This window comes from Bordetella flabilis, assembly GCF_001676725.1.
Lineage (GTDB): Bacteria > Pseudomonadota > Gammaproteobacteria > Burkholderiales > Burkholderiaceae_B > Bordetella_C > Bordetella_C flabilis.
Window position 1 is genome coordinate 5,692,470 of the sequence record NZ_CP016172.1, and the last position, 20,980, is coordinate 5,713,449.

The 20,980-nt window shown below is 62.0% G+C and carries 15 protein-coding genes; 7 read left to right on the forward strand and 8 right to left on the reverse strand.

What is annotated here, in order from left to right; genetic code table 11:
* The first annotated feature begins 28 nt into the window (after positions 1 to 28).
* Positions 29 to 703, forward strand: a complete 675-nt coding sequence (locus BAU07_RS25370; protein WP_066664027.1) for an antibiotic biosynthesis monooxygenase family protein — start codon at positions 29 to 31, stop codon at positions 701 to 703.
* A gap of 122 nt (positions 704 to 825) precedes the next feature.
* Here BAU07_RS25370 and BAU07_RS25375 read toward each other — a convergent pair whose 3' ends face one another.
* Positions 826 to 1,221, reverse strand: a complete 396-nt coding sequence (locus BAU07_RS25375) for an MAPEG family protein (protein ID WP_066664029.1) — start codon at positions 1,219 to 1,221, stop codon at positions 826 to 828.
* A gap of 218 nt (positions 1,222 to 1,439) precedes the next feature.
* On the opposite strand from BAU07_RS25375, the gene BAU07_RS25380 reads away from it, so the two are divergent.
* The 5 genes from BAU07_RS25380 (at position 1,440) to BAU07_RS25400 (ending at position 6,397) form a co-directional block, all read left to right on the forward strand.
* Positions 1,440 to 2,411 carry a LysR family transcriptional regulator gene (locus tag BAU07_RS25380; RefSeq protein WP_066664030.1) on the forward strand — a complete coding sequence of 324 codons (972 nt, stop codon included), beginning with the start codon at positions 1,440 to 1,442 and terminating at the stop codon, positions 2,409 to 2,411.
* Between the two features lie 26 nt (positions 2,412 to 2,437).
* Positions 2,438 to 3,439, forward strand: a complete 1,002-nt coding sequence (locus BAU07_RS25385) for an ABC transporter substrate-binding protein (protein ID WP_066664031.1) — start codon at positions 2,438 to 2,440, stop codon at positions 3,437 to 3,439.
* Between the two features lie 64 nt (positions 3,440 to 3,503).
* Positions 3,504 to 4,274, forward strand: coding sequence for an ABC transporter permease (locus tag BAU07_RS25390; RefSeq protein WP_066664032.1), 771 nt, complete (start codon positions 3,504 to 3,506; stop codon positions 4,272 to 4,274).
* A complete protein-coding gene (locus BAU07_RS25395; RefSeq protein WP_066664035.1) occupies positions 4,262 to 5,053 on the forward strand; it encodes an ABC transporter ATP-binding protein in 792 nt (263 codons plus the stop codon). The genes BAU07_RS25390 and BAU07_RS25395 overlap by 13 nt, the downstream gene beginning before the upstream one ends.
* Positions 5,054 to 5,080: 27 nt before the next feature.
* Positions 5,081 to 6,397 carry an NAD(P)/FAD-dependent oxidoreductase gene (locus BAU07_RS25400; protein ID WP_066664038.1) on the forward strand — a complete coding sequence of 439 codons (1,317 nt, stop codon included), beginning with the start codon at positions 5,081 to 5,083 and terminating at the stop codon, positions 6,395 to 6,397.
* Positions 6,398 to 6,459: 62 nt separating this feature from the next.
* On the opposite strand, the gene BAU07_RS25405 is transcribed toward BAU07_RS25400, so the two are convergent.
* Positions 6,460 to 7,866 carry a HipA domain-containing protein gene (locus tag BAU07_RS25405; RefSeq protein WP_066664040.1) on the reverse strand — a complete coding sequence of 469 codons (1,407 nt, stop codon included), beginning with the start codon at positions 7,864 to 7,866 and terminating at the stop codon, positions 6,460 to 6,462.
* Positions 7,866 to 8,219, reverse strand: coding sequence for a helix-turn-helix domain-containing protein (locus BAU07_RS25410; protein ID WP_066664041.1), 354 nt, complete (start codon positions 8,217 to 8,219; stop codon positions 7,866 to 7,868). The genes BAU07_RS25405 and BAU07_RS25410 overlap by 1 nt, the downstream gene beginning before the upstream one ends.
* 322 nt (positions 8,220 to 8,541) lie before the next feature.
* On the opposite strand from BAU07_RS25410, the gene BAU07_RS25415 reads away from it, so the two are divergent.
* Positions 8,542 to 9,066, forward strand: coding sequence for a DUF2569 family protein (locus BAU07_RS25415; protein WP_157122446.1), 525 nt, complete (start codon positions 8,542 to 8,544; stop codon positions 9,064 to 9,066).
* Here BAU07_RS25415 and BAU07_RS25420 read toward each other — a convergent pair.
* From BAU07_RS25420 to BAU07_RS25440, 5 genes are all read right to left on the reverse strand, one after another.
* Entirely contained in the window at positions 9,058 to 13,062 is a 4,005-nt protein-coding gene (locus BAU07_RS25420; protein WP_198168851.1) for an NEL-type E3 ubiquitin ligase domain-containing protein, read from the reverse strand. The two genes, BAU07_RS25415 and BAU07_RS25420, sit on opposite strands and share 9 nt — an antisense overlap.
* 852 nt (positions 13,063 to 13,914) lie before the next feature.
* Positions 13,915 to 14,784: a hypothetical protein gene (locus tag BAU07_RS25425; RefSeq protein ID WP_066664049.1), complete on the reverse strand. Its 870-nt coding sequence runs from the start codon at positions 14,782 to 14,784 to the stop codon at positions 13,915 to 13,917.
* Positions 14,785 to 15,455: 671 nt separating this feature from the next.
* Positions 15,456 to 16,331 carry a glutathione-dependent disulfide-bond oxidoreductase gene (gene yghU, locus BAU07_RS25430; RefSeq protein WP_066664052.1) on the reverse strand — a complete coding sequence of 292 codons (876 nt, stop codon included), beginning with the start codon at positions 16,329 to 16,331 and terminating at the stop codon, positions 15,456 to 15,458.
* 82 nt (positions 16,332 to 16,413) lie between these two features.
* Positions 16,414 to 17,508, reverse strand: coding sequence for an NADH:flavin oxidoreductase (locus BAU07_RS25435; protein ID WP_084025995.1), 1,095 nt, complete (start codon positions 17,506 to 17,508; stop codon positions 16,414 to 16,416).
* Positions 17,505 to 20,711 carry an efflux RND transporter permease subunit gene (locus tag BAU07_RS25440; protein ID WP_066664058.1) on the reverse strand — a complete coding sequence of 1,069 codons (3,207 nt, stop codon included), beginning with the start codon at positions 20,709 to 20,711 and terminating at the stop codon, positions 17,505 to 17,507. Before BAU07_RS25440 ends, BAU07_RS25435 begins: the two co-directional genes overlap by 4 nt.
* Positions 20,712 to 20,980 lie beyond the last annotated feature (269 nt).

A 20,980-nucleotide genomic window follows, 5' to 3' on the forward strand; every position in this document is an offset into this window, starting at 1 on the left:
GCAAGGCAGCTACCAAAGGAGCCCACCCATGTTCGCCGTCGTATTCGAAGTCCATCCAGGCGCAGGGAAGAAGGACGAGTACCTGCAGCACGCCCGGCACCTGAAGCCGCTACTCGAAAAGACCGATGGTTTCCTCGACAATGAACGCTTCGAAAGCAAGCGCCGCAATGGCTGGGTGCTTTCGCTTTCAACCTGGCGGGACGAGAAATCTGTCGTCCGGTGGCGTAGCACGGGCGAACACCACAGGATCCAGCGGCAAGGGCGCGAGCATGTGTTCTCCGACTATCGCCTGCGCGTCTGTGAAATCACGGCGGACAACATGCCGCCGGCAGGCCTGGACATCGTCCAGCACCGCCTGGACGAAAGCGAGAAAGGGACCGCCAAGGCGCTCAGCATCACGGAACTGGTGCCGGGCGACGGGGTGGACATTTCGGCCGATCCCCAACGGATACCCGCGCAGCTTGGACTCGATCCCGGGCGTTCCGGTCTCGTCGAATACGAGGTGTACGAGAGCATCTATAACCCTGGAAAGATGCTTCTGCTGGCAGGCTGGCGGACGGCGCGGGATGCCGCTGGATGGCAGCCCGCCTTGCTTCCCGGCGCCAAGCAGCAGCGTCACCGTTGCATGCGCAGTATCCGCGAGTACGGCATGTTCGATCGTGCCGAGGCGCCCCAATACTATCCCGACGTGCCGCGCCGGTAATGGCGCGAATCTGCCATCCCGTGCCATAGGCGACATCGTTCTCTCATTTACCCACGTATCTTCAGGGCACGTAGGCAATGTAGATAGGCATGCGAATTTTCCCGCGGGACAGCCGCGCTGCCTTACGCCAGCATCAGATAGATGATCCGGCCCAGCGCGCCGAGCACGAGAATAATGGCCGCAAGTGCCTGGATTGCAAAACCTGGACGGCGCTTGTCGGTAGCGGCCACATAGCCGATGAAATAGACGATCCGGCCTGCGATCCACAGCCCGCCCAGGATGGCGGCCCATGATGGGCTCCAATAGATGGCGAACAGCCACATCGCTGGCAGGAAAATGGGCATCCATTCCAGCGTGTTCAGGTGGGCCCTTACCGTGCGATCCAGCAGCGGATGCCCGCTCATCTTGGGAGCGTATATACCTGTTTTCACATGGGCGCGCGCGCATGCCAGAGCCATAGCAAAGCAAAGCAGCCCGGACAAGAGCGTAACGATCGCGACGCTGTAGTAAGCCTCCATCCCATCCTCCCTTCCTGGATTCTGCCGGGACACCAGCCTTAGGGGGTCCATGACCGGATTGCCTGGGGCGGCATCCGCGGCAGCATATCGCGATCCGGATCGCCGTCGCCTGAATGCGGATTTCAGAAAACGTAATACTGACTATAAGAATCACTTAAACAAAGCGTATTTCTGGCATAGATTCAAGCGGTTCCTTAGCATTTTCAATAGGAGACCGCATGGGCGCGCTAAAAAACGATTCCAGCCTCGATGTACGCATGCTGCGCATTTTCGCCGCTGTGGCGGCCGCCGACAGCCTGTCCGCCGCCGCGCAGGCGCTGAACGTGACGCAGTCGGCAGTATCGCAGGTGGTCAGCCAGATAGAACAGATTCTGGGCATGCGGGTACTGGACCGTTCATGCCGTCCGTACAAGCTCACACCCGCCGGTGTTGCGCTGCAACGCCATTCGCGCCAGATCGTCGACGACGTAGACCGGCTGATCGCCCAGGTGCGCGAAGCCGACCTGATGAACCGGCCGGCCATCCGTATCGGCATGATCGATTCCTTTGCCGCGACCACCGGCCCGTCCATCGTCAAACGGCTGACGCAGAGCGCCAGCCAGGTACTCGTGTGGTCAGGGCTGGCCTACGGCCATGCGCAGGCGCTGCTGAACCGCCAGGTTGACATCATCGTCACCACCGATGCACTGGAAGACGTGGACGACCTGGCGCGCCGGCCCATCCTGACCGAACCTTTCGTATTGGTGGTGCCAGCCGCGCGTGCCGATACCTTCGCCGCCATGGACCTGCGCCAACTGGCGCAAGCCGCGCCCTTGATCCGCTTCAGCGGACGTTCGCACTTCGGCGCCATGATCGAGCGCCACCTACGCCGTTGCGGCGTCAGCGCGCCGCCCTACCTGGAGATCGACACCAGCGACGTCGTCATGGCGATGATCGCAGCCAACCTCGGCTGGGCGCTGGCGACGCCGCTGTGCCTGCTGCAAGGGCGAGCGTGGCTGGACCAGGTGGCGGTGCTGCCCCTGCCCGGACCCGGGCTGGCGCGCACGCTGCACCAGGTATCGCGCCACCGCGAATTCGAGGAGATGGCGGAGATGTGCTGGCAGTTCAGCCGCAGCGCGCTGGAAACGGAGATTTTTCCGCAGATGACGGCGCGGCTGCCTTGGCTGGGCCGGCAGATGCGGCTTTGTTGAAAACGACCAACGATAAGGAGACACAGGTGCGGAGCACAAGAAGGCAATTCATAAAGGGCATGGCGCTGGGCGCGGCGACGCTGGCGCTGCCAGCGTCAGGCGGCGCCTGGGCCGCCGGTATGCAGGCCGTGCGTTACGGCGGGTCGGCTTGGCTGGGCCATTACCCCGCCTGGCTGGCCATCAAGACCGGCTACTTCAAGGAACAGAACCTGGACGTGGGCTGGGATTCGTTCGGCACGACCTCGGCGCGCGTCAGCGCCTTGTTGTCGGGCAACATCGACATGGCGGTCACGGCGGCGCCGGCCGCGCTGGCCGTGATGTCGCGCGGCTCGCGCCACTTCGCCATCATCGGCGTCCCGGAAAACTTCGGCCGCGTCGAAGGCCTGATCGTGCGCGACGGCGTGCAGAAGCTTCAGGACCTGAAGGGCAAGAAGATCGGCGTCACCTTCGCGTCGAGCGCGCACCTGCTGGTCCTGAACCTGCTGGACCAGGCCGGCATGAAGGTGGACAAGGACATTACCGTGCTGAACGTACCCGCCCCGGAAATGCCCGCCGCTTTCCAGTCGGGGCAGATCGATGCGGCCGCGGCATGGACGCCCCAGTTCAATGCCATCCAGGCCATGCCCGGCGTGAAGGTCCTTGCCGACGATACCCAGTTCTCGCTGTACCGTGACTATGGCGTGACGCCAGGGCCCGACCTGCTGGTGGCGCGTCGTGCCTTCCTGGAGAAGCATCCCGAGGCGGTAAAGCGATTCCTGAAAGCGTATTTCCGCGCCAACGAGCAACTGAAGTCGCAACCCGACAGCGCGGTGGCCCCGTTGATCGAGCTGACCAAGCTGTCGCCGTCCGAGCAGTTGGAGATGATCAAGGGCGCCGACTGGTATGGATCGGCCGAACAGCAGGGCCTGCTCGCGCCGGGCAGCAAGTTCATCGACGGCCTGCAGAAACTGGCCGAGATGATGGTGCGGTATGGCCAGATCGACAAGGCGCCCCCCGTGCGCGACTGGGTCGATCCCTCTTCCCTGTAGCGCGCCAGGATCCCTTACCGGCGGCGGATGGCGCACCCGCCGCCGCCTTGTCTGGAATCAAGCAATGAACGCACAAAACGCCGGACGCCGTCCGGACCTGATGCTTATCAGCAGCGTGTCCGTAATCGCGCTGCTGCTGTTCTGGGAAATGGTCTGCCGGCTGCAATGGATGGACCCGCTATTCCTTCCGCCGCCGTCGGCGGTGTTCGGGCGCATGGTCGCCATGTGGGGCCAGGATACGCTGGTCGGCCATGTCCTGGCTTCGGCCCGCCGCGTCATGGTCGGCTTCGCGGCCGCCACGGCACTGGCCATTCCGCTGGGCATCTTTCTGGGCACCTCGCAACGCGCCCGTGCGGCCTTCGACCCCATCCTTTCGTTCCTGCGGCCCCTGCCCTCCATGAGCTGGATCCCGCTGTCGCTGCTGTGGTTCGGCATTACCGAAACCCAGAAGTACAGCATTGTCTTCATGGGCACCTTCGCGCCCGCGCTGCTCTACGTCATCGAGGCCACCCGCAACATCGACCCCCTGCTGATCCGCGCCGCCCGCAACCTCGGGGCCAGCAATGCGCAGGTCATGCGCTCCGTGATCCTGCCGGCCAGTCTGCCGCAGATATTCAGCGGCTTCAAGGTAATCCTGGGCCTGTCCTGGACCTGCGTCATTTCGGCCGAACTGGTGGCCGCGAAAGAAGGGCTGGGCTTCCTGATCATGAACGGCAAGGAGTTCTTCCAGACCGACACCGTGGTGCTCGGCATGGTGTTGATCAGCGTCACGGTACTGATCACCGATGTCGTCTTCCGATTCATCGAAAACAGGGTGCTCGCATGGTCGCGTTGAATGGTTCCATGATCTCCATCGAAGGCGTCTCCAAGGCCTTCGGCTCTTTCCAGGCCCTGGACGGCGTGGACATGCGCATTCCGCGCGGCGAGTTCCTGGTGGTGCTGGGCGCATCGGGCTGCGGAAAATCGACGCTGTTGAACCTGATCACCGGCTTCGAGCAACCGACCGCCGGACGCATTGTCGTCAACAACCGCGAAGTGCGCGATGTCGATCCCCATTGCGGCATGGTGTTCCAGCAGTACGCGCTGTTCCCCTGGCTTACCGTCGCCGAGAACGTCGCCTTCGGCCTGAAAATGAAAGGCATCAAGGCGAGCGCGCGACGCCAGACCGCGCAGCAGTTCATCGAAATGGTCGGCCTGAAAGGCTTCGAGGATGCCTATCCGAAAGCGTTGTCCGGCGGCATGCGCCAGCGGGTATCCATTGCCCGGGTCCTGGCCAACGACCCCGATGTCATCCTGCTGGACGAACCCTTCGCCGCGCTGGACGCCATGACTCGCCAGGTGCTGCAGGAAGAACTTACGCGCATCTATGAACAAAGCGGCAAGACCATCGTCTTCATCACCCACTCCATCGACGAGGCGCTGCTGCTGTCCACCCGCATGGTCATCATGAGCGCGCGTCCCGGCCGCGTCGCCTGCGACATGCCCAACGACCTGCCCTATCCGCGCAATGCCGCCGTGCAGCTATCGCCACGCTATATCGAGCTCAAGTCGCAGATCTGGGACACCGTGCAAAGCGAAGTCATGCGCAGCATGCAGGCCCGTGCCGACCAGTGATTCCTTCAACGCCACATCGCATCCATCATGTCATCCCCCACAGGGCAATCGCGCACTTATCCCCACTACCAGAGCGGTTCCGGCTGGAACGCCATGCTGCCGCCGCGCGTGGCTCGCACCGCGCCGCTTCCCGAGCGTCGCGTCAAATACCTGGTTATCGGTGCCGGCTACACCGGCCTGGCGGCGGCCCGGCGGCTGGCCGAACTGCGCCCGCAGGACCGCGTGCTGGTCGTGGACGCCACCGTGGCGGGCGAAGGATCGGCCGGACGTAATTCCGGCTTCCTGATCAACCTGCCCCACAACACGCGCATGAGCGGCCACAGCAGCCCGCTACAGATCGCGCGCAAGCAGATCGCCATGTACCAGGCCGGGCTGGACTGGCTGGCGCGACTGTCGCAGCAGGGCGGCTTCGATTGCGGCTGGGACATCGCCGGTAAATACCACGCCGCCGCGACGCCAGAAGGAGAACGCGGCCTGCGCCATGGGCTGGAACAGTATCGCGCATGGGGAGTCGATTACTCCGAGCTGGATCGCGACGCGCTGCATGCGCGGTTGGGCACATCGTATTACCGGTACGGCTATCACTCGATGAACAACGTATTCGTGCAGCCGGCGGCGCTGATACGTGGCCTGGCAGATACGTTGCCGGAGAACGTGTGGCTGATGGAGGACAACCCCGTGGCGTCCATCGGCGGCACCGGTCCGTACCGCGTGCACACCCGGGCGGGCGAATACGAGGCGGATAACGTCATACTGGCCAACAACGCCTTCGCGCGGCGGTTGGGGTTCCTGCGCAGCCGTTTGATCACTATCTTTACCTACGCAGGCGTGACTCCGGTATTGGAGGGCGAACGGCTGGCCAAGCTGGGAGAGCGGGACCAGTGGGGGGTCATTCCAGCGAATCGCCTCGGAACAACGCTGCGCCGCATCCGCGGCGGACGTTTCATGGTGCGCAGCGCTTATTCGTACGAAACCGAGCAGCCCCTGGGTCGCATGGCCAGACTGCTCCGGGATGCGTTCCAGCGCCGGTATCCGGAACTGGGTGCGTACGACTTCGAGTATGTCTGGGGTGGAAGCACCGCCTTGACGGGCAATGGAGCTTCCTTCGTGGGGCAGGTGCAAACGGGTCTGTATGCGTCCGTGGGGTGCAATGGCGCCGGCGTGATCAAGGGGACGATTTATGGAAAGCTGCTCGCCGAACAGATAGTTGGACAGGGCAGCGCCATGCTGGACGATCTGGCCGCGTTCGAAAGGCCCAATTGGTTGCCACCCGATCCACTGCGCCGGCTTGGGGTGCTGAGCGCTATTGCCTTGCAGGCGCGTAAGGCGGGGCTGGAAAGATAAGCGAAGTCGCTGGCCGCAGGATCGATCACCGAGCGTCTGGACTTCATCGACAGCCGGTGATGTCATTCATCCCGCAGCAGTTTCTTGTCGACTTTCGGAATTTCAGGCGCCATGGCGATAAGGCGTTCGGCTTGCCGCACGATGAAGCTGGAGATGTCATGCACCAGGTCCCTCTCTTCGCCAACATAGACGTCGGACTTGGCCAGCTGTGGCGCCAGATTCAGTGCCGATGACGCCAAGCTACGTATCTCACGCACGAGCTGTGCGGGCGGCGTCTTGGTTCGATAAGCAAAGTCCGCAAGCGAGAATGGCGTGATTTGCTCGATCTTGAAATCGTCACCATAGGCCATGGCAAGCTCGTGGGAAATTGAGTTCCCGTCGTAGATGCAAACAGAGACCAAGTCATAGAGCGGCGCTGGCTCCAGCCCCGCTGGTCGCACGAAGAACGATATGTTCTTCCCGTGCGCATCGCTGTTGCCGAGCAGCAGGTTCAATACAGCCCATTGGAGCATGAACCGGCGTGCCACTGCCGAGGTGCTCACCACCTTCCTGTTGTCGGAAGTGGTCTTATCCAACAAGCTGAATAGCCGAGCGAAACTGACGCCTTCCCGGATGTCGCGCACGTCTCGATTACGACCGAGATTACGCTCGTACTTGTACTCGACAGGCAGGTCCAGTGCCTGGCATCCATCGATCACATGCCGGCGCAAGACAGCTTTTGCGGTATTTGGTCTCTCCTTATCCCACACGACTTGCCGGTCGAACCGTTCGATAAGCAGAATCGGGTCGGCGAGGCGCCGTATCGCGACAGGCGCGACAGGCAGCCCCATCTGGCGGGCCAGCGTCATGCAGAAATGCTCATTGGCGACCAGATGTGGACTGTTGGCATTCACGGATTCCGGTTTGAGCAGATGGGACGAGCTCAAACCGCCATCAACCAGTGAAATATTGCCGCCTTCGACCAGCACCTGCAGCTTGTCCTGATAGCCTGCAAGAGACAGTCGGACCTTGCCGTCCCAGATTGGAAAGGGAATCAGGTCACGCTTCTTGATACGATCGCTCAGCTCCTCGTCTGAGACCGGACGACGAATTGGCTCTTGCTTTTGTTCCCGGATCTGGCGGCCAAACTGTCCCTCGTCGCCATTGAACGCCACGAAGCTGAAAGCCCCAACCGGTTCCTTTCCCAATGCACGGATCAGCCCAAAGGTATTGCTCTTGGAAACCTGCTCGCTGGTCGACACGATGTCCAGGACACGACCTTCCGGAAGAAGGTTGCCTAAAAAACGTTGCACGGAGCCGGGGCCATCCGGTTCCGCGTCGAAGGGGATAGCCGGAGACAGGTAGAACGCGTCCGGACTTGCGGTCCAAGATGGGTAATAGCGAAACCCGTAACGGTTTTCGAGTGGATCGAACGTAAGCTGCCCCACCGGCCGCTGCTGCATGCAGACGTGCAGGACATGCTGCGGCATTACTCTGACTCCTTGGAAGATGAAGCGTAGGACGCGAAATGGTCTACCGCTTGGCCCCAGGTCCTGAAGCTCTGCGCCCGGGCGTTTGGCTGCAGGACCACCGTTTCATCAGTCGGGACGACCGCCATCGTCAGCCCCAACCCAGCGAGGATGCGAAGCAGGCGGTCGGACCCGACCGCACCGCCGTTCTCAAGGCGTGAGAGCGCACTAGGCGCCACGCCGCATGCATGCGCCGCATCGTCGATGCGTAGGGCCAACCCCAGGCGCCGATGCCGGACGATCGCCCCGAGCGTCGACATGTCATGAACGTGCGGGCTCGGCCGGTCTCCCGGTAGGGAAAGCGCGCGCGCCATAGGCTCCTCTTATTTACAGATATGAAGGCGGCTTATGAAGCCTTAGTTTCCAGATATAGAAATATATAGCGCGAAGCGGGGCGCGAAGTCAATAGTTTCTTTATTCGGAAACAAATAGGGCTCGCGAGCAAATTGAGCACGTTGTTTCCGAATGCGGAAACAACGTGCTCCTTCCCTGGAATCAGGGGGCGATCGAGAGTGACCTTCGTTGCGGAAACGTGCGCTGTGCAGGCTGGGAGGCGCGGGCCGCGCGCCTCTAGGCGCTTAAGAAACGTCCTGCCCGGCCGTAGAGAAGTTGCCCAATAAACAGCGAGACACCTGAATGGCACAAAGCACAGTCGAGGCGGCAAACGAGCAATCAGACCCCGGCGCGCTGAATGCGTGGCTAATGTTGCTCGGCGTACAACTGCTGATGCAGGTTCTGTTTCAAGGCAGCGAAGGCGTGCGACTGATTCGTGCGATCGCCGAACTACACCCATCGATGTTGATCTTCAAATCGGTCGTTGCGATAGTGTTGGCGTGTTCATGCCTGCTCAGTTTGCTCGCCGGGATCATGCTGTTCGCGCGGCGACGACCCTTCACGGTCAAAGCGCTCTATTCCGCGCTATGGATAGGCGGTCCCGTAACCGGCCTGGTCATATTGTCCGCAACTGCCGTTGCCCTCGACTTGACGTTTGCGAAGGTCTGGGACAGCAGTGCACCGTTTTCCCTGCTCCGTTCGGTCATTGTCGCCGGCCTGTGGAGCCTCTATCTGTATCGGTCTCGGATTGTCAGAGCGCGCTACCGCATGGAGAGTATCTCAACGACAAGCGGCGGCCAGCGGAACTTGCCTCCACGCTCAATATAAGCCCGCGCTTGCACCTGCGACCCCGTCCGCGGACAGCGGCACGCCGGCGTTGGCGAGCAGATCGCGGGTAAGCGGCTCCAGGACGTCGTACCGCATCTCGTCCCAGATGGCGCGCTCCAGTTTCGGATCGTTATAGAGTCGCGCTTGGGGACTGTCGGGATTCTGGCCTTTCTTTCGCACTTCGGCGCGGATTCTTTCCTGCAACGACCCGTCATTTACCAGGCCTTCCAGCCGGCTTTCTGCTTCCCGATAGCGCGCGCCGAGCTTGCGTTCGAGCAGGGTGTGCCAGGTGTCGTCCAGGACCAGATATTTATAGAAGCCAGTGCGTTCGGCTTCCCGTGCCTCTTTCAGGGCCGCTTTCAGATCCTCCGAGTCAACCGACGACACGTTGAAGAAACGCATGTCGGGCACGACCGTCGAAAGTCCCAGCTGCTCGCGCAACTTGACCTCATACGCCAGATAAACTTCCACGTCGTCCACGGCCTGCAGCGATTTGATCTTGCGATACGCGATATCTTGCAGGCGCGCCCTGCGGAAGATCTGGCGCATCGCATCGAGCGCCTCGTCTACACGTTCGTCGTAGCGTCCCAGGCGAATGTCGTCATGCAGGCGAACTTCCTTGAGATCGTTCAGGACTCGCGCGACGTAGTCTTCGCACCGTTCAGTCGCGCCGATGCAGACCTGCATGCTGCTTTCCCGAAGCGATTTTCTTTCCGGCAGGGACAATTCCACGAGCCATTCCCGGACGCCGGCGCGGAAATCGGAGTTCTTGAAACTGATGGTGGCGCGCAGGCGGTCCAGGAAGAGCCGGAACGCCTGCGCCGCGTGGGCGTCGCCGGAGACGCCTTCGAGCGTCCCGCCTATATTCGCCCAGTTGGCGGCGGCTGCGCTGTCATGGCCCAGCCAGTGCGCCACCGCTTGCGCCAGCGTGCTCGAAACAGATGCCGCAGGCAACCAGCCGCCCGGCATGGAGAAATGGATACGCGGCGCTGGCCGGCCCTCCGCCAAGCTTGGAAGATTTCGGAAAAGAACGGGATTGTTTTCCAGCGAGACTTCACAGCGGGTTAGCCGGTCCAGGTCGTCCGGCAGGCTTTCTATCCGATTGTGGGCCAGGTGCAGATCCCGCAATGTGCCGGGCAGGTTACGGGGCAAACGCCGTATGCGATTGTATGGAACATGGAGTCTTTCCAGGCCAGGGAGGTTTTCAGGCAGCGTTTCCAGTGCGCACCCCTCGGCGTCCACGGAAGTCAGCGTCGGCGGCGAAACGGGCAACTCCGTAAGGCCATCATTGAAGCTCAGGTTCACGGACTTGAGCCTGGTGCCCGATAGATCCATCCTGCCGCTCAGGCGATTGATAGACAGATTCAAGCTTTCAAGGAACGAAGGCAGGTCGGTCGCTTGCACGCCGGTTATCTGATTGCGCAGCAGATCGAGCTCCTTCAACTTCTCGGGCAGGTTCCCCGGAATGTTCCGGAAACGGTTGTGGCGCAGGACCAGTGTTTCGATCGTGCCAGGCAGAGCGGGCAATGCGGAAAGATAGTTGTCGTTCGCTCGCAGCTGCTTGAGCCCGCGCAGCCCGCCCAAGCTTGCGGGAAACTGATGCAGGGCATTGTCCGATACGTCCAGTTTTATCAAGCCGGGCGTCAGGTGCAAGTGTTCCAGCACGCTCTCGCTGGTCTTCCTGGCGATCAGAACCTTCAGGCCACGGGGAAGATTGCTCCACTCCTGAATAGGGTTGGAAGAGACGTCCAACACTTCGACTTCGTCGGGCAACGGTGGAACGGCGGTGAAGGATCCTGGAGGCAGCCGCACGTCCAGGCCAAGCGACGCTTCATCGTCGATGTAGCCCAGTGATAGCAGACTCCGTAACTTGTCCTTGTCCATGCCGCCGTAGCAGCGAGCTGTTCGAAGGTCCAGCCGCAATTTATCGATGGCCTGACGGCGCGGTTCGCCGCAATCAAGGGCCAGCCAACGTTGCCAGGCTTGCTCCAGCTGCGGATCGAGCTCAGGTTTCCCGCTTGCAATCAATCCCGCGAAGCAGTCTACGTCGCGCAGTACGCCGGTCATGTTGTTGTAGACGGCGGCCAGTTCCCGCACCGCATCATCGATGGACCCCGCGTTCAATGTATCCGGGTCGAGCGACCAGGTAGACCGGGAGAGGCGGGCCGCCGGAATGTTACCGCTGCGTAGCTCGATCTCCGGCACTTCGCCCAGCAGCTCATGCTGCGCTTGCATCGCGCGCAGGATGGCTTTCCCGCCCGGATTTGCCTGCAGTTTTTCCAATAGCTGGCGAAAGGACTGGACCTGCCCAGGCGAAGCGTTGCCGCGAATACGGCTTGCCAAGAGATCGTGGAAAATGCTTCGCGTAGAGCTTCGGTGTCGCAATTCGGACAACGCGCTTGTGCCGCCACCGCGCGTGCTGCCGCCATTCAGGCCTGGCAGATCGGCCCGCCGCCATAGCCCCGCGGCCTTGTTGTAGGCGATGCGATGGGTGACGGTGTCGCGTCGTACCCCCGGTGGGCCGATCACGCGCCACACAGGACACTCGGCAGTGGCGGCATGTTCGATGGCGATCTCCACATAGCTATCGGCGATGCGCGCGTAGGTTCTGTCGTCCAGCGTAATGGTGCCGTTGGCCGCCGGCTGGCGCGTACCGATCGCATTCAACATGCGCGGATCGCCGATGCCATAGCGTTGCAGCGTCTCCACGGGCAGCGAGGGAAAGAGCGCGCCGTTGCGGTCGGCCAGTAGAACATAGCCCTTGGCGTCTCCGGTGTCGGGGTCCATGCGGGTATAGGCGCGACCGCTGCCGCCATAAGGACGCAGTGCAATGGTGCCTCCGTCGCGGCTTTCGGCCTGGACGGTTGTCGGCACTTCGATTTCGTCGTCGCCGGATACGGTAGCACTGCGTCCGGCAGGTACGCGCCACCAGCCGTCGGCCAGGCTGGGACCGCTCTCGCGGCGCGCAGCCTGTTGCAAAGCGAACGCCAGCTGGGGATAGCACGGCCGCAGCGCTTCCGCCACGGCGCCGACATCCAGCGGGAGCGGGAAGCAATCACTCACAGTGGTATTCACAGCCTTGAGCGCCGCCTGTAGCACGGCACTGATGCCGGTGCGCAGGTCGGCCGGACCGGCGGCGGCCGCCAGGTCGCCGCGCCGTACATTCACGGCGACCTCGCCGCCGAGCGCACGCGCCCGCGGCCCGGTCGCCCGTCCAGCATCCGCGGCCTGACACAGCGCGGAACACAGCATGGGGATGCTAAAGGCTACGACATCGACGCCACCGGACGACAGCGCGCCGTCGATGTCGTCGTTCTGCATGGCGATGAGCGCGCGCCGGAACGGAATGAAATGCGGCGGAGTGTCTGTCGGCTGCGCGGCCTGAATATCCCCGCGGGCGGCCCCGGATGCTTTATCGAAATAGCTGCGGAGTACGGGTGTAAGCCACTGCGCGAGCTCATTGCACCGGCCCTGAGCCAGGGGCTCCAGCACCACGCGGGCGTGTCCCCTGGGACGTCGCCCGGTGTCCAGGGGGCCGAAAACAGTGGGCGCATGGCGCTGCAGCCATTCGCTGATCGCATGGTTTGCGGCGCTGTCATTTGCCGCGCCGCCGCTTTCGGTGTTTCCATGCGCTATGCCCTCAGTCGCACCGCTGCCGTATACGGCTACGTCATGTGCAGCAACTTCATATGCGGCTGCGCCATGTGTACCCGCGCCCCGGCTAACCATAGGCAGCACGCTGCCGTCCCCAGCGTAAAGGAAAAAATGGCGCAATCCGGTCGACGCATGGAGGGTGGCGATATAGCCGGGGGCCGGTGCCTCGTCCACGTCGACGTACATGAAGGCCGCGCCGGGCGATGCCTGGGCTTCGCGCCGGTAGTATCGCAGCCGGGCGGTGGCGATCTCCACCAATGCGGTGCCGAGGTCCAGCCCGTGTTGCGCGGCGATACAGGACAGCCAGGCATCGACCAATTCAACCGTCTTGTCGGCTGCCACTTCGATATACCTGTCGAAGCGCTGGGAAAGCCCGGCATCCGGGTCGACCCGTTCCGATAGCTCGCGCGCCAGCGCCCGGGGGGTGGGCATGCACAGGCAGGCCAGTTCCTTGGCGGCCTGGGCGACGGCAAACTCGTCCTTGAATTCGGTTTTCAGGAAGGCATGGAGCTGCTCGGCAAGTTCGTTGTAATCGCCGCAAGCCGGGGCTTGGCCGTCCATCTGCTGGACGACGTTGGCCAGGGCTAGGAGCAGGCCGGTTCGAATATCGGCATCGCCGTGCAGGCTGTGTTCCAGGATCAGCCGCTCGCCCAGTGCCGCGAGCTCCCGAGGCGCGTGCAAAGCTGGGGTGCCGCCCAGTTCCTCGAGCGCATTCCCGCCCAGGATAAGCGCCAATTGCTGCCGCCTGCGCAAAGGGGGATTCTGGCCCACCGGCAAGAGCGCGGCGTTGTCGACGTATGGCCCGGAGGCCAGCGGCGTAGCCCTGTTTGATGCCGGGGCTGGGATATCAATGGGTGGGAGGGAAACGGGCGCGGCCGTAAGCGCGGTGGAACTCGAAACATCCATGACGGGGATACTTCCACAAGAAGACAAGCGCGTTCGCCAGTGCAAAAAGCACCGACCACGAAAAGGCAGCTATGTACAAGTACCATCCGGATGGTTCACCGCGATGCGCCTTGCGTTTACATGCTGGAACGCCGCCTGCTTATAGGACGAGCCGCAGGACATGGAAGTCGTTTCCGTATTCCACCTTATTTTCCCTTGCCCGACGGCTCTTACGCCCGGCAACATTACAGAATCCGCCGACGGCCTGTCTCCTGAATACCTGCAAGGCGGGCGGAGTTCCCGTCCATCTCATGCGCCTATGGCTTGGAGCTTTCGCAAATTCGTCTTTACCCGCTCTGTGAAGAAGCGATACTCGGCGGGTGACAACTTTCTTTTATTCCTGAACGTCTCGAAGTCCATACCCTCCCACGCGAAGTTCAGATTCTCTGCGCCTATGGATCGCACCCACTCGTGGATGCCCAACGGGGTAGCAATTTGCTTGTACACGTTCCGCTGGGCCTCCTGAAGCTTCAATAGGTTGGTCCTGACGCTTTCATCATTCTTGGCGTATGCCCCTGACTCGATCCCGCGCTCGATCGCTCTTGCTTCCTCGTAGAGACCGTGCTCAGCGGACTTGAGCCTGAAACTCTGGGCCGTATGTAGTTGTATTTCAAATTGGGAGGACCGATCGGGAAGCAGGAAATTGGCATTGATTCCCCTGTAGCCGAGCCTGTCGTGGAACGTGTTCTTTATGCGGACAGCTTTGATCCCTCTACGCGACAATGTGTAGAACGTATAGGTGACTTTCTCAATGAATTCCTGCTGGTGTTCTATCGAGATGGCTTCGCCCTTTTCTCCATAGCGAAAGCCCACCGTATAACGCAATGCGTCCTTGATTTCGTCAGGCCTGGAGGCTGTCAGCTTGTCAGCCAATGACTTTGCGGTTTTGAGTCGATGCTGCAGCCCATAGAGTTCAGCTCCCAGCTCCGTGGCTATGTTCCTGAGGGTTTGGGTGATGGACGGTTCGAATCTTCTTATGTGGTCGAGCAGTTCTGTCGCAACGGCGAGGCGCGCCTCTTCTTCGACCTTCCCCGGCGGAGTATCGTCCCCATTGAAGAGGGGCGTAGACTGACCTCGCACCTTGTTATACGCGTTCTTCCAGCGTTGTTGAGCTGCCATCCAGCTTTGCGTATCTTTCCTGCCCTGCGTCCCTGCATGGAGGGCCTGGTTATCAATGTGCGGCAATGCCTTTACCTTTACTACGTTGATCAATGAACAGCGTGGACATCGGAATTCTGGTTATCCCGCCACGTAAGCTTCGATCTTAGGAACAGCCTCCGACCCTGCATACCCGAAATTTCTTGGCCTCCGCATCGCCCATGCGGCAGGCCTCCGCGAACGCGGTGAAGCCCGAAATGGAATTTTCTTGTTGGGGCAGTTCTACCGCATGAAGAGGTCGACGTTCACGAGCACGCGGATCGTCGAAGCGATCAATCGATCCGGGATCGCCCCTTCCGGCGCGGCACGTACAAAAAAGCGGAGCCCGGTTACAGGCCCCGCTTCCCTTTCCCTTTCGGGCGTTTATACAATCCACGCCTCAGAACGGTTATGCCCACCAAAAGTGTTGGCAAGGCGCTTCATTGCTTGGCGGACCCACTATAACGAGATTTGTCCCCACTCCGCGCTGAAGTGGCAGGCACCTGCCGAATACGCGCGCCAGCGCTCGGCCGAGGGCCAAAACGCTGTCTCCAATGAGCCGGAAATTTCTACCTCTGATCCGCGTGGATTCAGACGGACCGGTTTCGGGTTCGGGTCAACGCAGCCGCATGGAATGAGCCGCGGACGCGCGCCTATCTGGTTCCCGACAAGGACTCGAAGTCGCTTGCCGCGTGGCGTTCGCGCAGGAACTCGCCTGGCGCACCGGACGTACGGTTGACGACCCTGCCCCGCGCCACCGCAGGGCGCGCGGCGATCGCCTTGTACCAGCGCAGCAGATGCGTGTATTCCTTTACGGCAAGGAACTCGTGTGCGTTGTACACGCCGTAGAGACTGCCGGGATGCCACGGCCACACCGCCATGTCCGCGATCGTGTATTCATCGCCCGCGAGGAATTCATGCGACGCCAGGTGCGTGTCGAGCACGTGCAGCTGCCGCTTGGTCTCCATTGCGTAACGGTCGATCGCATACTCGATCTTGAACGGCGCGTAGGCGTAGAAGTGGCCCAGTCCGCCACCCACGAAGGGAGCCGATCCCATCTGCCACATCAGCCAATTGATTGTCTCGGTGCGCGCACGAGCATCGGCAGGAAGGAAAGCACCGAACCGCTCGGCCAGGTAGACCAGGATCGAACCGCTTTCGAACACGCGAGTGGCGGGGTCCGTAGAGTGGTCCACCAACGCCGGGATCTTCGAATTGGGATTGACGCCGACGAAGCCGCTACCGAACTGGTCGCCCTTGAAGATGTCGATAAGCCAGGCGTCGTACTCCGCACCCGAGTGCCCTGCCGCCAGCAACTCCTCCAGCAGGATCGTTACCTTCTGACCGTTGGGCGTTCCCTGCGAATAGAGCTGCAACGGATGGTTTCCCACCGGCAACGCCTGCGTGAATCGAGGCCCCGAATCCGGACGATTGATGCTGGCGAACGCGCCGCCACGGGCGGCCTTCGGCGTCCAGACCTTGGGTGGCGTGTAGGACGCCGGCTGGTTTTCGGGCTTGGGGTGGGACATGATTTCTCCTGGGATCCGGGGTATCCGGGATATCGGGACGATTGGAAGGCCACAGGCCAAGGAAGGGTCGCGCGATGGCGGCTTAAGGGGATCCTGGCAAGACGAAGTTCTGCCAGCCACGCATGTGGGTGATGAAGCGCTCGCTCAACCCGCCCGAGCGCAGGTATTGAGCAGTCACGGGAAGCCTTGGGCTGTCATAGAACGGGTCGGCTTGCACTTGCAACGGGAAATCCCGTTGAAGAATGCCTGCGCGGCCAATCAGCACGAAGTCGCAGCCCTCTTCCAGCAACTGCGCCGCACGCTGGGCGCTCATGATCCTGCCGGCGGTGCCGACACGCACACCCTTGCGGGGAATGGTCGTGAAAATACTCAGCAGGGTCCGCCCCTTGTACGTCCCATCTCGCACGATCTGCGCGGAATCCCACAGGGCCAGGTCCAGATAGTCGATCAGCTCCCGATCGAGTATGCCGGCAGTGACTTCACGCAGTTCTTCCAGCCGCAGCCCATAACGCTCGACCGACAGGCGCCAGCCGATCTGGAAGTCAGGCCCGCAGCAACGGCGGATGCCTTCGATGACCTCGATGGTGAAGCGCGCCCGCTTTTCCAGGCTGCCGCCATACTTATCCGTACGATCGTTCAGAAGCGGAGACATGAACTCGGACAATATCCATCCGAAGGCTCCATGGATGGCGACGCCGTCGAATCCCGCGCGTTCCGCCCTCATCGCGGCGGCAATGAAACTGTCGCGGATTCGCTCCACCTGCTCCGTCGTCAGCGCCTGGATACCGGGCAAGGTGAAGCGGGAAGCGGGAGATGGAATTCCCCCCGATTCCGGGCGCGCCCGGTGTCCGGCGTGATGCAGTTGCACCGCCGACAGGCCCCCGCCCTCCCGGATCGACGTGGCCATGCGGGCCAGGCCAGGCAGATGCGCGTCGTCGTGTATGCCCATCTGCCTGGCGAAGGCGATGCCGCCTGCCTCGACGTGCGCGGCGGCGGTGGTGACCAATGCGTAGCCGCCCTGTGCAACCTGGCCGATCCAATCCAGATCGAATTGGGACGCGGAGCCGTCGTGCTCGCTTTGCTGGTTCGTAAGCGGAGCCAAGACGAAACGATTCCTCATTGCCGGGCCATGCAAGAGCGTCAGCGGCTTGAACAGATCGGAAACCGGAGAGGTCATGACCTGTCCTTCTGCTGCTCTGGCTCAGCACCGCCTTCAACGGGCACCGGTGCCGCATGATGCGCGGCAGAGTGCAACGGCTTGCCGTTGCCCAACGCGCGCACAAGCACGTAGAACAGCGGCGTCAGGAACAGGCCGAACAGCGTTACGCCCAACATGCCGAAGAACACCGAAACGCCCATTGCGTGCCGCATCTCCGAGCCCGCGCCCACCGACAGGACCAGGGGAATCACACCCATGATGAAGGCCATCGAGGTCATCAGGATGGGCCTCAGGCGCAGGCGTGCGGCCTCGATGACCGCTTTCAGCGTGGGCATGCCGGCGATCTCCAGCTCGCGCGCGAATTCCACGATCAGGATGGCGTTCTTCGATGCAAGGCCAACCAGCACGATGAGACCGATCTGCGTGAAGATGTTGTTATCTCCTTTCGTCAGCCACACGCCAAGCAGCGCCGAGAAGATGCTCATCGGGATGATGAGGATGACGGCCAGGGGAAGCGTCACGCTTTCGTACTGCGCTGCCAGGACCAGGAAAACCAGCAGGACGCACAGCGGAAGAATCCAGACCGCCGAGTTGCCCGCGATGATCTGTTGGTAGGTCAGGTCCGTCCACTCGTACCCCATCCCGGACGGCAAGGTCTCGGCGGCGATTCGTTCGATGGCCGCCATCGCCTGGTCCGACGAATAGCCTGACGCGGGGCTTCCGCTAAGGTCGGCGGCCGTGAAACCGTTGTAGCGGACGACCTGGTCGGGGCCGTAGGTCTGGTTGACCTTCAGCAATGAACCGAGCGGCACCATCCTGCCGGACTCGTTGCGAACATGCAGCTGTCCGATATCGTCCGGCGCCGAGCGGAATTTGCTGTCGGCCTGCATCCGCACTTGGTACACGCGGCCGAGGAAGTTGAAGTCGTTCACGTAATACGAACCCAGGAAGGCCTGCAGCGTGTTGAACACGGCCAGCGTATCCACGCCCAACTGCTGCGCCTTCTCACGGTCGACGTCGACCTTCAACTGGGGAACGTTCACGGTGTATGTCGAAAAGAGCGGGCCAAGCTCCGGCGCTTCAGACGCCCTCCGGATGAAGGCCTGGGTCGCCTTGTAGAGCTCGTCGTAGCCCCGGTCCGCCCGATCCTCGATCTGCAGCTTGAAACCGCCCGTCGTACCCAAGCCGTATACCGGCGGCGCGGGAAACACCGCGGTGAACGCCTGGCGTATGCCGGCGTATTCACGATTCAGGTCGGCCACAACCTGGTCGGCCGTAATTCCCCGGCGGTCCTTGAACGGCTTCAGCAGCACGAAAGTCAGGGCGGTGCTCGAACTCTTCGTAACCCCGTTGATCGACAGGCCGCTATAGGTCACGGTTTCGGCGACGCCTGGATGCTTCAGCGCGGCATCATTCATCTGCTTCATCGTCGCTTCGGTGCGGTCCAGCGTCGAGCCCTCGGGCAACTGGGCCAGGCTGACGACATACTCCTTGTCCTGTGCCGGAACGAAGCCGCCCGGAACATGGCCCGTCAGCCACCAGGTAGCGGCGAGCAGGCCCGCGTACACGGCCAGCAAGGCGCCCTTGTGCTTCAGCAGGCCTGCAAGCCTTACTCCGTATCCTTCGGAGGCTCTATCGAACGCACGGTTGAAGCGCCCGAAGAAGCGGCCGAACACCTTCTGCGTCACCCGGGTGACCGCGTCGGGAGCGGCGCCATGGGCCTTCAACAACAAGGCGGCCAGGGCCGGCGACAACGTCAGTGAATTCACCGCCGAGATCAGCGTGGAGACGGCGATGGTGACCGCGAACTGCTTGTAGAACTCCCCGGTCAGGCCGCTAAGGAAGGCCAGCGGCAGGAAGACGGCGGATAACGTGAGCGCAATGGCGATGATCGGCCCGCTCACCTCCCGCATAGCCCTGTACGTTGCCTCGCGAGGGCTCAGGCCCCGCGCGATGTTTCGCTCGACGTTCTCGACGACGACAATGGCGTCATCGACGACGATGCCGATGGAAAGCACCAGGCCGAACAGCGACAGCGTGTTGATGGAGTACCCCGCCAGGTACAGGAAGGTGAAGGTGCCGACGATCGACACGGGCACCGCCAGCAGCGGAATGATCGAGGCGCGCCAGGTCTGCAGGAAGAGGAACACGACCAGCACGACCAGCGCCACGGATTCAAGCAGGGTTTGGACGACTGCATCGATGCCGGCCTGCACCGCCCGGGTGGGTTCATACACAACGCGATAGGCGAGGTCTTGCGGAAAATCCTTCTCCAGCTCCTTCATCACCCGATGCACCTCGCGGGAAATCTGAAGCGAGTTCGCGCCCGGCGATTCCTGCACCGCCAACGCGATGGCGGGTTCGTTGTTCAGCGTGGCGCGCAGGCCGTAGTCTTCGGCGCCCAGTTCGACCCGCGCCACATCGCCCAGGCGGGTAATCGCTCCCTTGGCATCGGACTTGATGACGATACGCCTGAACTCCTCTGCCGACTTCAGGCGGCCGTCGGCGTTGACGTTCAACTGGAAGGCCGTCTCGGCAGACGATGGCGAACTGCCGATGGTTCCAACCGCGGCCTGGATGTTCTGGCGCCGGATGGCGCCGGCGACGTCGCTCGTGCTCAAGCCCCGCTCAGCCATGGCGGCGGGATCCAGCCAGACACGCATGGCATAGCCGCCAGGCCCCCACGGCGCGACGTCGCCTACGCCTGCTATGCGGGCCAGGCGATCCTTCACGTGCAGGATGGCGTAGTTGCTAAGGTAGTTGCCGTCATAGGTGCCCCTCGGAGACACCATGTGCACGGTAATGCTGATGACGGGAGAACTCTTGATCGCCGTTACGCCCAGGCGCTGCACATCCTCGGGCAGCCGCGGTTGTGCTTGCGACACGCGGTTCTGCACGAACTGCTGGGCGATGTTCGGATCGGTGCCCAGCTTGAAGGTCACCGTCAGATATAGGTGGCCGTCGCCGCTTGCCTTCGACTCCATGTAGAGCATGCCCTCGACTCCATTGATGGCCTGCTCCAACGGCGCCGCGACGGTCTCGGCAATGGTTTTCGCATTGGCGCCGGGATATTGGGCATGGACGACAACCGAAGGCGGAATGACCTGCGGATATTCCGACACGGGCATATTGAGTCCCGCCACGATGCCGGCCAGCAGGATCAGCGCGGACAGCACGCTGGCGAAGATGGGCCGGTCGATGAAGAACTTCGAGATGTTCACGATCGGCCCCCGTTGCCGGCACGGCGCGGGCCGATCGGCGCGATTGCGGCCGCCTGGGCGGCCGGCGAATGCTCGTTGGGGAGGTTCATGGGACGTGCTTGACGATAGTTATGCAGCCCGCAGTCTGAGCTTGCGGCGCATGACTATCCAGCCCCAAAATTGGCTATGATTATTGCCTTTCTTGGAAAAATACATGCCCAGGTAGCAGAGGGCGGTCCGTTGTGCCTCTAGAAGCCGTTAGAGAACTTTCGCTTCATGGCGCGATGATC

Coding starts and splice junctions, on each gene's coding strand:
- BAU07_RS25370 (WP_066664027.1), top strand. CDS start 29: ATGTTCGCCGTCGTATTCGAAGTCCATCCAGGCGCAGGGAAGAAGGAC.
- BAU07_RS25375 (WP_066664029.1), bottom strand. CDS start 1,221: ATGGAGGCTTACTACAGCGTCGCGATCGTTACGCTCTTGTCCGGGCTG.
- BAU07_RS25380 (WP_066664030.1), top strand. CDS start 1,440: ATGGGCGCGCTAAAAAACGATTCCAGCCTCGATGTACGCATGCTGCGC.
- BAU07_RS25390 (WP_066664032.1), top strand. CDS start 3,504: ATGAACGCACAAAACGCCGGACGCCGTCCGGACCTGATGCTTATCAGC.
- BAU07_RS25395 (WP_066664035.1), top strand. CDS start 4,262: ATGGTCGCGTTGAATGGTTCCATGATCTCCATCGAAGGCGTCTCCAAG.
- BAU07_RS25400 (WP_066664038.1), top strand. CDS start 5,081: ATGTCATCCCCCACAGGGCAATCGCGCACTTATCCCCACTACCAGAGC.
- BAU07_RS25405 (WP_066664040.1), bottom strand. CDS start 7,866: ATGCCGCAGCATGTCCTGCACGTCTGCATGCAGCAGCGGCCGGTGGGG.
- BAU07_RS25410 (WP_066664041.1), bottom strand. CDS start 8,219: ATGGCGCGCGCGCTTTCCCTACCGGGAGACCGGCCGAGCCCGCACGTT.
- BAU07_RS25415 (WP_157122446.1), top strand. CDS start 8,542: ATGGCACAAAGCACAGTCGAGGCGGCAAACGAGCAATCAGACCCCGGC.
- BAU07_RS25425 (WP_066664049.1), bottom strand. CDS start 14,784: ATGGCAGCTCAACAACGCTGGAAGAACGCGTATAACAAGGTGCGAGGT.
- yghU (WP_066664052.1), bottom strand. CDS start 16,331: ATGTCCCACCCCAAGCCCGAAAACCAGCCGGCGTCCTACACGCCACCC.
- BAU07_RS25435 (WP_084025995.1), bottom strand. CDS start 17,508: ATGACCTCTCCGGTTTCCGATCTGTTCAAGCCGCTGACGCTCTTGCAT.